13 protein-coding genes are annotated in these 12,608 nt (G+C 66.9%); 11 read left to right on the top strand and 2 right to left on the bottom strand.

Annotated elements, in window-relative coordinates; all coding sequences use genetic code 11:
* The first annotated feature begins 75 nt into the window (after positions 1–75).
* Positions 76–1,161: a TIGR03118 family protein gene (locus ACYVGE_RS08675; RefSeq protein ID WP_460728993.1), complete on the top strand. Its 1,086-nt coding sequence runs from the start codon at positions 76–78 to the stop codon at positions 1,159–1,161.
* 83 nt (positions 1,162–1,244) lie between these two features.
* On the opposite strand, the gene groL is transcribed toward ACYVGE_RS08675, so the two are convergent.
* Both groL and groES read right to left on the bottom strand, forming a co-directional pair.
* Positions 1,245–2,885 (bottom strand): chaperonin GroEL, encoded by a 1,641-nt coding sequence (groL, locus tag ACYVGE_RS08670; protein ID WP_457096883.1) that lies wholly within the window; start codon positions 2,883–2,885, stop codon positions 1,245–1,247.
* A gap of 57 nt (positions 2,886–2,942) precedes the next feature.
* Complete coding sequence (groES, locus tag ACYVGE_RS08665; RefSeq protein WP_187713004.1) at positions 2,943–3,230, bottom strand: co-chaperone GroES; 288 nt, start codon at positions 3,228–3,230, stop codon at positions 2,943–2,945.
* Positions 3,231–3,771: 541 nt separating this feature from the next.
* Between groES and ACYVGE_RS08660 the strand changes: the two genes are divergently transcribed.
* From ACYVGE_RS08660 to ACYVGE_RS08615, 10 genes are all read left to right on the top strand, one after another.
* Positions 3,772–4,167, top strand: a complete 396-nt coding sequence (locus ACYVGE_RS08660; RefSeq protein ID WP_457096882.1) for a helix-turn-helix transcriptional regulator — start codon at positions 3,772–3,774, stop codon at positions 4,165–4,167.
* Between the two features lie 102 nt (positions 4,168–4,269).
* Complete coding sequence (gene cutA / locus ACYVGE_RS08655) at positions 4,270–4,605, top strand: divalent-cation tolerance protein CutA (RefSeq protein WP_460728990.1); 336 nt, start codon at positions 4,270–4,272, stop codon at positions 4,603–4,605.
* Between the two features lie 6 nt (positions 4,606–4,611).
* A complete protein-coding gene (locus tag ACYVGE_RS08650; RefSeq protein WP_460728988.1) occupies positions 4,612–6,987 on the top strand; it encodes a protein-disulfide reductase DsbD family protein in 2,376 nt (791 codons plus the stop codon).
* Positions 6,984–7,583 (top strand): TlpA family protein disulfide reductase, encoded by a 600-nt coding sequence (locus tag ACYVGE_RS08645; protein ID WP_460728986.1) that lies wholly within the window; start codon positions 6,984–6,986, stop codon positions 7,581–7,583. Before ACYVGE_RS08650 ends, ACYVGE_RS08645 begins: the two co-directional genes overlap by 4 nt.
* Before the next feature lie 223 nt (positions 7,584–7,806).
* Positions 7,807–8,250, top strand: coding sequence for a type II 3-dehydroquinate dehydratase (aroQ, locus tag ACYVGE_RS08640; protein ID WP_310055730.1), 444 nt, complete (start codon positions 7,807–7,809; stop codon positions 8,248–8,250).
* Between the two features lie 56 nt (positions 8,251–8,306).
* Positions 8,307–8,777: an acetyl-CoA carboxylase biotin carboxyl carrier protein gene (gene accB / locus ACYVGE_RS08635; protein WP_460728984.1), complete on the top strand. Its 471-nt coding sequence runs from the start codon at positions 8,307–8,309 to the stop codon at positions 8,775–8,777.
* A 97-nt stretch (positions 8,778–8,874) separates the two neighbouring features.
* The gene (gene accC / locus ACYVGE_RS08630) at positions 8,875–10,242 is read left to right on the top strand and encodes an acetyl-CoA carboxylase biotin carboxylase subunit (RefSeq protein WP_310055725.1); all 1,368 of its coding nucleotides are present in this window, start codon (positions 8,875–8,877) and stop codon (positions 10,240–10,242) included.
* Between the two features lie 109 nt (positions 10,243–10,351).
* Complete coding sequence (locus tag ACYVGE_RS08625; protein WP_460728983.1) at positions 10,352–10,828, top strand: hypothetical protein; 477 nt, start codon at positions 10,352–10,354, stop codon at positions 10,826–10,828.
* A gap of 28 nt (positions 10,829–10,856) precedes the next feature.
* Positions 10,857–11,780 carry a 50S ribosomal protein L11 methyltransferase gene (prmA, locus tag ACYVGE_RS08620; RefSeq protein ID WP_460728981.1) on the top strand — a complete coding sequence of 308 codons (924 nt, stop codon included), beginning with the start codon at positions 10,857–10,859 and terminating at the stop codon, positions 11,778–11,780.
* 32 nt (positions 11,781–11,812) lie between these two features.
* Positions 11,813–12,574, top strand: a complete 762-nt coding sequence (locus tag ACYVGE_RS08615; protein ID WP_460728979.1) for a zinc-ribbon and DUF3426 domain-containing protein — start codon at positions 11,813–11,815, stop codon at positions 12,572–12,574.
* Positions 12,575–12,608: the final 34 nt, after the last annotated feature.

Raw genomic sequence — 12,608 nt, 5'->3', positions numbered from 1 at the left:
CCTTGGCCGCAGCGCCCGCCGCACGCAGCGCTGCGCACTCGCAGTTGCAACTGCACTATCCCAAGGAGAACCGAGATGAAGTCGCTTACCGCGCGCACCTGCGCGACCCTGGCCCTGGCGTTCGCATTCGCGGCCGCCCCCGCATTCCAGGGGGTCCAGGCACACGGAGGATTACGCTTCGAACAGCGCAACCTGGTGTCCGACGGATTCATCCCCGCCGAGCACACCGATCCGAACCTGGTGAATTCCTGGGGCGTTGCCTTCAACCCGTTCGGCTTCGCCTGGGTGGCGAATGCCGATGGCCACACGTCCACGCTCTATGACGGCGACGGCAACGCCAACGCTCTGGTCGTGCAGATTCCCACTCCCACCGATCCCACCGGCGGCTCGCCGACCGGCATCGTCTTCAATGGATCCGGCAACTTCCTGGTCGCGCCCAACCAGCCGGCCCGCTTCATCTTCGCCACCGAAGAAGGCGTCATCGCCGCATGGGCGCCCGCGGTCGACTTTACCCACGCCATCCGCATGGCCGACAACTCGGCCAGCGGCGCCAGCTACCGGGGCCTGGCGCTCAGTGCAAACGGCAACATGCAGCTACTGTACGCATCGGATTTCTTCCACGCGAAGGTCGATGTGTTCGACCAGAACTTCAAGCCGCTGCAGCTGCCGGCGGGTGCGTTCGTTGATCCTGACATCCCGAAAGGATTCGCGCCGTTCGGCATCCATGCCATCGGCGGCGACATCTATGTCACCTACGCCAAGCAGGACCCGTCGATGCTCGAAGACGAGACGGGGCCGGGCCTGGGCTACGTCGACGTGTACTCGCCCAAGGGCACGCTGATCCGGCGCGTCGCAAGCCGTGGCGTCCTCAATGCGCCGTGGGGCGTTGCACTCGCACCGGCAAAGTTCGGGGTCTTCAGCAACGCCTTGCTGATCGGCAACTTCGGCGATGGCCGCATCAATGCCTTCGAGCCGGTCTTCGGCCTCCCGATGGGCCCGCTGCGCGACAAGAACTTCAACCCGATCGTGATCGATGGCCTGTGGGCTCTCGCCTTCGGCAACGGCCTGCTGCACCAGCCGGTCAACACGCTGTTCTTCTCCTCCGGCCCGGATGACGAGGAACACGGGTTGTACGGGCGCCTGGATCTGATCACCCAGTGACAACACGCCCAGTGACAACAGGAAAAAGAAAAGCCCCGCATCGCTGCGGGGCTTTTCCGTGTTACGCGTTCATCGCGGCGCGATCAGAAATCCATGCCGCCCATGCCGCCCATGCCGCCGCCGCCCGGCATCGCCGGCTCTTCCTTCTTCGGCAGCTCGGCGACCATCGCTTCGGTCGTGATCATCAGGCCGGCGATCGACGCGGCGTTCTGCAGCGCGGTGCGGGTGACCTTGGTCGGATCCAGGATGCCGGCTTCGATCATGTCGACGTATTCGCCAGTCGCGGCGTTGTAGCCGTAGGCACCCTTGCCTTCCATCACCTTGTTGAGGATGACCGACGGCTCGTCACCGGCGTTGGTCACGATCTCGCGCAGCGGCGCTTCCATGGCGCGCAGGGCGATCTGGATGCCGTGGCTCTGGTCTTCGTTGGCACCCTTGAGACCAGCGATCGCGGCCTTGGCGCGCAGCAGCGCGACGCCGCCGCCCGGGACGATGCCTTCTTCCACGGCAGCGCGGGTGGCGTGCAGCGCGTCTTCGACGCGGGCCTTCTTTTCCTTCATCTCGACTTCGGTAGCCGCACCGACCTTGATGACGGCGACGCCGCCGGCCAGCTTGGCCACGCGCTCCTGCAGCTTCTCGCGGTCGTAGTCCGAAGAGGTTTCTTCGATCTGCGCCTTGATCTGCTTGATGCGCGCTTCGATGGCGGTGTGTTCGCCGGCGCCGTCGATGATGGTGGTGTTCTCCTTGGAGATCTGCACCTTCTTCGCGCGGCCGAGGTCCTTGATCGTGGCCTTCTCGAGCTGCAGGCCGACTTCCTCGGAGATCACGGTGCCGCCGGTGAGGACGGCCATGTCTTCCAGCATCGCCTTGCGACGGTCGCCGAAGCCCGGGGCCTTCACCGCGCAGACCTTGACGATGCCGCGGATGGTGTTGACGACGAGGGTGGCGAGGGCTTCGCCTTCGACTTCCTCGGCGACGATCAGCAGCGGCTTGCCGGCCTTGGCGACGCCTTCGAGCACGGGCAGCAGCTCGCGCACGTTGGAGATCTTCTTGTCGTGCAGCAGGATGAACGGATCTTCCAGTTCGGCCTGCATCGACTGCTGGTTGTTGATGAAGTACGGCGACAGGTAGCCGCGGTCGAACTGCATGCCCTCGACGACGTCGAGCTCGTTCTCCAGGCCCGAACCGTCTTCGACGGTGATCACGCCTTCCTTGCCGACCTTGTCCATCGCCTGGGCGATGAGGTCACCGATGTTGGTGTCGGAGTTGGCCGAGATCGCGCCGACCTGGGCGATTTCCTTGCTCGTCGAAGACGGCTTGGAGATCTTCTTCAGTTCGGACACGGCTTCGACCACGGCCTTGTCGATGCCGCGCTTGAGGTCCATCGGGTTCATGCCGGCGGCGACCGCCTTCATGCCTTCGCGGATCAGCGCCTGCGCCAGCACAGTGGCGGTGGTGGTGCCGTCACCGGCGTTGTCGGAGGTCTTGGAAGCGACTTCCTTGACCATCTGCGCGCCCATGTTCTCGAACTTGTCGGACAGTTCGATTTCCTTGGCGACGGACACGCCGTCCTTGGTGATCGTCGGGGCGCCGTAGCTCTTCTCGAGCACGACATTGCGGCCCTTCGGGCCGAGCGTTGCCTTGACGGCATTGGCGAGCACGTTGACGCCGCGCAGCATCTTTGCGCGGGCGTCTTCGCCGAAACGGATTTCCTTGGCAGCCATTTGCGGATTACCTCAAAGAGAATTCAGTAAAAAAGAAAATTTGGAAGCGACGCGCGATCAGACAATGACCGCGAAGATGTCGTCTTCCTTCACCACCAGGTATTCGGTGCCGTCGAGCTTCACTTCGGTGCCGCTGTACTTGCCGAACAGGACCTTGTCGCCGACCTTGACCTTGGGGGCACGGACGTTGCCGTTGTCGAAGACCTTGCCGTCGCCGACGGCGACGACTTCGCCCTTGATCGGCTTCTCGGTGGCGGAGTCCGGGATCACGATGCCGCCCGCGGACAGCTTTTCTTCTTCCATGCGCTTGATGACCACGCGGTCGAACAGCGGCTTGATGTTCATGGCAACCCTCGTAAATGCTTGAGTGGTAAGGAAATGGCCTGCGTTTTAGCAGTCACTTCAGGCGACTGCCAGATTCGCGGCGTAGAAAGACCCGGCGAGCCGGGACTGCCACCAGATGGGGCCCAGGGCCGGGCTTTCAAGCGCCGGAAAGAAAAAAGTCCGAACGGGGGAGGTTCGGACCTAAGGGAGAGGGCCAAAAAGAAAGAGCGCGGACAGGGGTTCGCGCTCTTTCCGGTTTGGAGATGGCTGTCCTCGCCCTGGCGCAGTCCCGGCGCCGCATCTCCTTACCTGACGTCTTGTCGAGCCGGCATCCGTGCCGGACCGGGGCAATTTGTGCCGGCGGTTGCCCCTTGTCCAGTATGAAATCGTAGTCATTTGTTGAACATTGGTATCCACAACGCCCTATAAACTCGTCTAAAGCACTGATAGATAAATATTTTGTTTCTGTTCATGATACCAATAGTGAACACCGGCTGGTGTCTGTTGATATCGACGTGACTTTTGGTAACAATCGGCCCGTGTTCATGGAACGGAGCAGGCAATGACGCCCCAGCAGCGCATCCGATTGGCCCGGCGCCATGCCGGCCTGTCCCAAGCCGCCCTCGCCAGTGCGATCGGGGTGCAGCGCAGCGCCGTCAGCCATTGGGAAACCAACAACAGCAAGCACCCCAAGGTCACCCACATGCGCGAGGTGGCCCTGGCTTGCGGGGTGCAGTTCGAGTGGCTCGCTACCGGGCGCGGGAAGATGAGCCTGTCCAGCGATACCGCCCTGGATTCGGTCGCCGCGGCCGATGCGTTGTTGATCGAGGACCCGATCGAGCTGCGCCTGATCCTCGCTTTCCGCGACGCTCCCACCCGTTCGCGCGCGCCCCTGGTGGAAGTGGTCGAGCAACTGGCCTCGCTGCGCACCGGCCGCAAGATCGGCAGCGCGCGCTAGGGCCGCTGCCTGGTGAAGTCCGCAGCCCGCGATTATCAGCCGCGGGCGCGGCACGACCCGTGCTGGAGCTTTGAGTTTGTGGCGGGCCAGTACAATCGCGCCATGTCCGTCCTGCTCGCCTATAGCACCTGCCCTGATGCGGCCAGCGCCGACGCGATCGCGCGCGTCCTGGTGGATGAACGCCTGGCCGCGTGTGTGAACCGCCTGCCCGGCGTGCATTCGACCTACCGTTGGCAGGGCCAGGTCGAGCAGGCCGACGAAGTGCTGCTGCTGATCAAGACCACCGCCGATCGTCTGGACGCCCTGACCGCCCGGCTGCGCACCCTGCATCCGTACGAACTGCCGGAACTCATCGCGGTCGAAGCCTGCGCCGGCCTGCCCGCCTATCTCGACTGGGTGAGTGCGGAAACCACCTTGTCACCCTCCCTGGGCGCCTGATCCCGAATGAGCTTCCCCACCTCGCGCATGCCGCGCGCCTTCCTCGCACTGGCCCGCCAGCTGCTGGTGTGTACCGCCCTGCTGTGGACCGGCGCCGCGCCGGCTTTGGCTGCAGCGCCGTCGTGCAACGACCAGAACAACCTGCTGCCGGTCGAGCAGGCTTTCGTGCTCGAAGCCCAGGCGACCTCTGCCGATCGCATCGCGCTGCGCTGGAAGATCGCGCCGGGCTGCTACCTCTACCGCCACCAGATCCGGGTGCAGAGCGATGCCAGTTTCACTGCACAGGCGCCGCTGATCCCGGCCGGCGAGCCGCACCAGGACGAATACTTCGGCCGCGTCGAAACCTATCGCAATGCGCTCACGGTCAACCTGCCGGGTGAAGCGCACGGCGCGTCGACCACACTGAAAGTGCGTTACCAGGGTTGCGCCGACGCGGGCATCTGCTATCCGCCGCAGACGCGCACCCTCACCGTGGCGCTGCCCGCCGCGGCCGCGGCCGACGAGCCGGTCGTGGCGTTCGGCAGCAATGCGGCGCGCGGTTCCGGCGTGCCATTGAGCGGTGGTCTGCTGGGCAACGCCGGCGCGGGCGCCGTAGATGCCGCGCCACTGCCTCCCGAAGACGCCTTCCGTTTTGAAGCCATCGTCGGCGATGGCAATGCGCTGCTGCTGCGCTTCACTCCAGCGCGTGGTTATTACCTCTATCGCGACAAGACCACCTTCAAGTTCGATGCGGCGGCCGCGAAGGCCGGCATCGCCGCCGGGCGACCGAAGTGGCCGCAAGGCACGGCGCATCACGACGAACACTTCGGCGACGTGATCGTTTTCTTCGACCAGGTCGACGTGCCGTTACCGCTGCAGCGCACGCGCACCGATGCGGCGAAGCTGACCCTGACCACCACCTTCCAGGGCTGCCAGACGGACGGCATCTGCTATCCGCCCATGACGCGGTCGGTGACCCTCGACGTGCCAGCGGGCACGATCACGCCGGTCGCCAATCCCGGCGACGCCGCCCTGGCCGCGGCGGCCGCGAACGGGGCTGCTCCTGCAAACGCTGCGTCGGCTGCAACGACTGCGCAGGCAGGTGACGCAGCGACGGGGACGCAACCCGCAAGTTCCAGCACCACCGCGATGCCCGCCGGAATCCCGCGCGGCGGCAATCTCAATCTGTTCTCCGCGCTCGCGCTCGCCCTGCTCGGTGGACTCATCCTCAACCTGATGCCGTGTGTCCTGCCGGTGCTGTCGTTGAAGGCGTTGTCGCTGGCCGGCAACGGCGAGGACCCGGCGCGCGCCCGCAGGCATGCGCTCTGGTACACCGCTGGCGTGGTGCTCAGCTTCATCCTGCTCGGCGGCCTGGCACTGGCGCTGCGGCAGGCGGGGCTGGCGCTGGGCTGGGGTTTCCAGCTGCAACAGCCGCTGGTGGTGGCGCTGCTGGCGCTGCTGATGTTCGGACTGGGCCTGAGCATGTCGGGCGTCTGGCACGTTGGCGGACGCTGGACCGGCGCGGGCCACGCACTGACCACCAAATCCGGCCCCCTCGGCGACTTCTTCACCGGCGTTCTCGCGGTGGTCGTGGCGACGCCATGCACCGCACCGTTCATGGGCGCCGCACTGGCCTGGGCCTTCACGGCGCCCCCGCTGATCGCGTTGCTGGTGTTCCTGGTGCTTGGCCTGGGCCTGGCGTTGCCGTTCCTGTTGATCGGCTTCGTGCCCGCGCTCGCGCACCGGTTGCCGCGCCCGGGTGCCTGGATGGAAACCTTCAAGCAGGCGCTCGCCTTCCCGCTCTACCTCACCGCGGCGTGGCTCGCCTGGGTGCTGACCCGCCAGCGTGGCGCCGACGCGATCGGCTGGTGGCTGTTCGCCGCGGTACTGCTCGCCTTCGCCGCCTGGGCGTGGACGCGCGCGCGCGCGACCGGCCACCGCTGGGCCATGGTGGCAGCGGTGCTGGCGGCGGTCGCCCTGGCCTGGCCGTTGCGGGTGATCCACACGATGCCGCGTCCGGACACGACCGCCACGCTCGCCGCGCCCAGCGAAGGCATCACCCCGGTGCCCTTTTCCGAACAGCGCCTCGCCGACCTGCGTGCCGCGGGCCGCGTCGTCTTCGTCAACATGACCGCCGACTGGTGCGTCACCTGCAAGGCCAACGAACGCGCCGTGTTCCGCAGCGACGGCTTCCGTAACGCGATGTCAGCGGCCAACGCGGTCTACATGGTCGGCGACTGGACCGATGTCGACCCCGCCCTGACCGCCTTCCTGCAGCGCTATCGGGCGGTAGGCGTGCCGCTGTACGTGGTGTTTCCGCGCAACGGCGGCGAAGGCCAGGTGCTGCCGGTGGTGCTGACCGGCGACGGCGTGCGCGCGGCACTGACCAACGCCGCGCGATGAAGCTGGGGTCGACAGCGAAGCTGCTGCTGGTCGCACTGGTCGCCGGTGGCCTCGGGGTCGCGGCCGGCCTGTGGCGCCACGGCTCCGCTCCGTTGCTGCACACGGAACTCGGCCAACGGGTGCTGCAGGGGGCGCTGTCGGCTTCGGCGCCCAAGCCGCCTGCCGACCTGAAGATCGCCGAACGTGGTGCGATCGTGCCCACGTTCACCGTGCCCACCCTCGGCGGCGAAGCGGTCACCCTGCCGCAGGCCTACGCCGGCCGGCCGCTGCTGGTGAACGTCTGGGCCAGCTGGTGCGGACCCTGTGTCCGGGAAATGCCCGAGCTGGACCGTTATGCCCGGTCCCAGATGGCGAACGGCACGCAAGTGGTCGGCATCGCCCTGGATGACACCGCCGCGGTCGAGGCCTTCCTGCAGCGGATTCCGGTGAGTTACCCGCTGCTGGTCGATGCCCCCGGCCCGCGCGATGCCGGCGTCCGCCTCGGCAACCCCCGCGGCGTCCTGCCCTACTCGGTGTTGCTGGACGCGCAGGGCCGGGTCGTGAAGCAGAAGATCGGCCCCTTCCGGGAAGGCGAAATCGAGGAGTGGGCGCGCTGAGCGCCGACGCCAGGCGGCCAAAAGCCCGTGCGTTTGTGACCCAGCGCGCGGCGGCGCGGCGAAAATCACGGTAGCCTGCCGCCCGGACGGCACCGTTCTAGAGTGACCACTCCAACAACTGCTTAACTCCCTACAACTTCGCCGATACGGTAGCGAACGTCTGGACAGCCGAACCGCCTTGGGCCACACTCCCGGCCTTCGGTTCGCGGACCCCGCTCCTCCCATGGCAAAGCTGTTGGTCCTGCATGGCCCCAACCTCAACCTGCTCGGCACCCGCGAGCCTGGGGTTTATGGCCACACCACGCTGGACCAGATCGACGGAGACCTGGAGTCCCGTGCCCGCGCCGCCGGCTACGACTTCGACAGCCTGCAGAGCAACGCCGAGCACGAGCTCGTCGATCGCATCCAGGCCGCGCGCACGGACGGCACCCGCTTCATCGTGATCAATCCGGCCGCCTTCACCCATACCAGTGTGGCGATCCGCGACGCGCTGGCAGCGGTGGCGGTTCCGTTCATCGAAGTGCACCTGTCCAACCCGCACGCGCGCGAACCGTTCCGCCACACCAGTTATTTCAGCGACCTCGCGGTCGGCGTCGTCGCCGGCTTCGGCGCCGACAGCTACCGCTATGCGCTCGATGCCGCGCTGGCGCGGCTGGACCAACACTGACGCCGCACGCGCGCGTCGCTCCGATTTCCCACTCATCGTCGTTACAGAGGCCCACCATGGACCTGCGCAAGATCAAGAAGCTCATCGACCTGCTGGAAGAGTCGAACCTCGCCGAAATCGAAATCAAGGAAGGCGAAGAGTCCGTCCGCCTGGCACGCACGCCCAGGGGCACGATGACGATGGCCGCGCCGATGATGCAGGCCCATGCCGCACCCGCGCCGGTGATGCCGATGGCGGGTCCGACCGAAGCCGCCAGCGGCGGCACGCCCAAGCTCGCGGCCGACCTGCCGCCGGGCCACGTCGTGCGCGCGCCGATGGTCGGCACCTTCTACGCGTCGCCCGCGCCGGACAAGCCGGCCTTCGTCACCGTCGGCCAGGCAGTCAAGGCCGGCGAGACGCTGGGCATTATCGAAGCGATGAAGATGTTCAACCCGATCGAAGCCGACGTCGCCGGCACCGTGGTCAAGGTCCTGGTGGAGAGCGGTCAGCCGATCGAATTCGACCAGCCCCTCTTTGTCATTGGGTGAGCGGTGTTTCGAGCGGCGCCAGCCGCGAGCCCGCGAACGTCCGTCGGCCTGCAGGCCGACGGACCGGAACGAACTCCAGAATTCATGAGAACCACCCATGCTCGATAAAGTCGTAATCGCCAACCGCGGTGAGATCGCGCTGCGCATCCTGCGCGCGTGCCACGCGCTGGGCATCCGCACGGTCGCGGTGCATTCCACCGTCGACCGCAACCTCAAGCATGTCGCCATGGCCGACGAGTCGGTGTGCATCGGCCCCGCGCCGTCCACCGACAGCTACCTCAACATGGCGCAGATCATCGCCGCCGCCGAAGTCACCGACGCGCAGGCGATCCACCCGGGTTACGGCTTCCTCAGCGAGAACGCCGACTTCGCCGAACGCGTCGAGCAGTCCGGCTTCATCTTCATCGGCCCCAAGGCCGACACCATCCGCCTGATGGGCGACAAGGTCGAAGCGATCCGCGCGATGAAATCCGCCGGCGTGCCCTGCGTGCCCGGCAGTGGCGGCCCGCTCGGCGACGACGCCGCGACCAACGTCAAGATCGCGCGCGAAATCGGCTACCCGGTGATCGTGAAGGCGGCCGGTGGTGGTGGTGGCCGCGGCATGCGCGTGGTCCACACCGAAGCGCACCTGCACAGCGCCATCCAGACCACCAAGACCGAAGCCAAGGCCGCGTTCGGCAACGACATGGTCTACATGGAGAAATTCCTGGAGAACCCGCGCCACGTGGAGATCCAGGTGCTCGCCGACGGCCAGGGCGGTGCCATCCACCTGGGTGAACGCGACTGCTCGATGCAACGCCGCCACCAGAAGGTCGTCGAGGAAGCACCGGCGCCGGGCATCACGCCGGAGCAGCGCGCGGAGATCGGCAAGGTCTGCGTCGAAGCGTGCAAGCGCATCGGCTACCGCGGTGCCGGCACGTTCGAGTTCCTCTACGAGAACGGCCGCTTCTATTTCATCGAGATGAACACCCGCATCCAGGTCGAGCATCCGGTCACCGAGATGGTCACCGGCATCGACCTCGTGCGCGAGCAGCTCAGCATCGCCGCCGGCAACAAGCTCACGCTCAAGCAGAGCGACATCGTGCTCGAAGGCCACGCGATCGAATGCCGCATCAACGCGGAAGATCCCGAGACCTTCATGCCGTGCCCGGGCCTGATCCAGCACTTCCACGCACCGGGCGGTCCCGGCGTGCGCGTCGACAGCCACATCTACGAGGGCTATCGCGTGCCGCCGAACTACGACTCGATGATCGGCAAGCTCATCGTGCACGGGCCCGACCGCGAAACCGCGATCGCGCGCATGCGCGTGGCGCTGAGCGAGATGGTCGTCGACGGCATCAAGACGAATATCCCGCTGCAGCAGCGCATCCTCTCCGACGCCGGCTTCCAGCAGGGTGGACAGAACATCCACTACCTCGAGAAGCGGCTGAAGGAACAGAAGGAAAAGTCGATCTCGATGGCGTGACATGTCGCGATGCGGCGTATCCCTCGCCCCGCTTGCGGGAGCGAGGGACCGCGCCGCCTGCGACGCAGGGTGAGGGACGTGAGCCCTCGCAAAACGGAGACGATCACGCATGGAGCTGCAAGTCTTCATCGGGTTGAGCGTCGACAGGAAGTTGTTCGACGGCCGGGATCCCGCTTCCGAGGAATTGGAGGCGCTGCTGGAGCAGGCCTCCGAACAATTCGCCACGCATCTGGCCGCCACCGTAGCCGCGCAAAGATCGCCGCTGCGCCAGATCCACGCGACCTGCGGCCTGTTCGATGCGACCGACACCAGCGCCTCGCGCGCCCGGTTCCGTCGTCAGGGCGAGCAGTTGGAAGTGGAGTGCGCCGTCGACTGGCGCCCGTGGCTGGAGCGTCCCGCGCTCGCACAGGCCGGCTGCGTCGTCGAGCATGCTGGTGAGGCCATGGCCACGGCACTGGAAAACAAACAACAGCGCACGCTGGCGGACGCCTGCCGTACGTTTCGACCGGCTTTCGATCTCGATGCGGCACTGGCGAAGCGGCGTGCATGGCTCGAGGGCGGGGACTCGTCGCCTGGTGAGGGATAATGCGCACCGGTTTACGCGGCGCGCCCCCATGCCCTTCCTCGAACTCAGCCTTCCCTGCACCGAAGCCCAGCAACCGCGCTTTGAACGCGCGCTGGAAGACGTCGGCGCGCTCGCGGTCACGCTCGCCGACGCGCACGCCGATGCGCCCGACGAACAGGCGATCTTCGAGCCCGGCGTCGGCGAGCAGCCCTTGTGGGGCGAACTGGTGCTCACCGCGCTGTTTTCCGACGACACCGACGCCCTGATCCTGCTGGCGGCACTGGAGGCCTTCGACGGCGAACTCGACTGGACCCAGGCGCGCTTCCGCAAGGTCGAGGACCAGGACTGGGAGCGCGCATGGATGGACCAGTACGTGCCGCTGCGTTTCGGCGCACGCACCTGGATCGTGCCGTGGAACAGCGAGCTGCCCGCGGACGCGCAGGCAGCCGATGCTGCGATCGTGCGCCTCGATCCCGGCCTCGCCTTCGGTTCCGGCACCCATCCGACCACCGCGCTGTGCCTGCAGTGGCTGGATCAACTCGCCAGCGACAACGCACTGCAGGACCGGCGCGTGCTCGATTTCGGCTGCGGCAGCGGCATCCTCGCGCTCGCCGCGCTGAAGCTGGGCGCCGCGCACGCGGTCGGCGTCGACAACGACCCGCAGGCACTGATCGCCACCCACGACAATGCGGAGCGCAACGAGGTCGGCGATCGCCTCAGCGTGCATCTGCCCGCCGACGAACCCGCCGCCGCCTATCCGATCGTGGTCGCCAACATCCTCGCCTCCGCGCTGGTCACGTTGGCCGACACGCTCACCGCACGCGTCGCCCCCGGCGGCCGCCTCGCCATGTCCGGCATCCTCGCCGGCCAGGAAGACGAAGTGATCGCGCGCTATGCCGCCGACTTCGAGGACCTGCGCGCCGAACGGCTCGAAGACTGGATGCGCGTCACCGGCACGCGTCGACGCGGCTGACCGCGCGCGCGTCGGCGTGCTTGAATAGGGCCATGTTCGTCGCCTGCCCGAATTGCAGCTTCCTCGTCGCCGCGCCCAAGGGCGCCAGCCTGCGCTGTCCGCGCTGCGGCAGCGCGATCGATCCCAAGCTGGCCAAGCCGCTGGCGAAGCCTGAAGCCCAGGTCAGCGCAACGGTGCCACCGGCCGACGCCGCCATCGCACCGATGGCAACGACCGACGATGAAGACAACAGCGCCGCACCCACACCGCCCGCGGAAGTCGCGCCACCGCGCCGCAAGCGCAGCTCCCACGCGCCCAGCTTCGCGCGCCGCCACGCGCCGGCACCGGTACGCACGACGCACTGGCGCAGCTGGCTGGCGGTGATTGCACTGGCCGTCGTGCTGTTCGCGCAGATCCTGCTCGCGCAACGCGAGGAACTGGCCGCCAACGCACGTTGGCGCCCGCTCATCAGCGGCGTTTGCGGCGCACTGCGTTGCCAGGTGCCGGCATGGCGCGAGCCGGCGGCATTCACCATGCTCCAGCGCAGCGTGCAGCCCAAGCCGGGCGCACGCGGCGTGCTGCACGTCAGCGCCAGCTTCCGCAACGACGCCCGCTGGGAACAGCCGTGGCCGACGGTCCTGTTGACGCTGTCCGACATGGACGGCCGCCAGGTCGGCCTGCGCGCTTTTACCCCCGCCGAATACCTGGGCAAGCGTGACGACGGTCACATTGCACCCGGCCAGAGCGCGACCATCCAGCTCGACGTCATCGAGCCGCCCCGGCAGGTCGTGGCGTTCACTTTCGACTTCATGTAGGCCAAAAACGCGAATTGCGGACCCCCCCGCATTT

This window comes from Lysobacter rhizosphaerae (genome assembly GCF_054779795.1).
The sequence above is the reverse complement of the archived record's forward strand: the minus strand, read 5'-3'. Positions and strand labels throughout refer to the sequence as shown.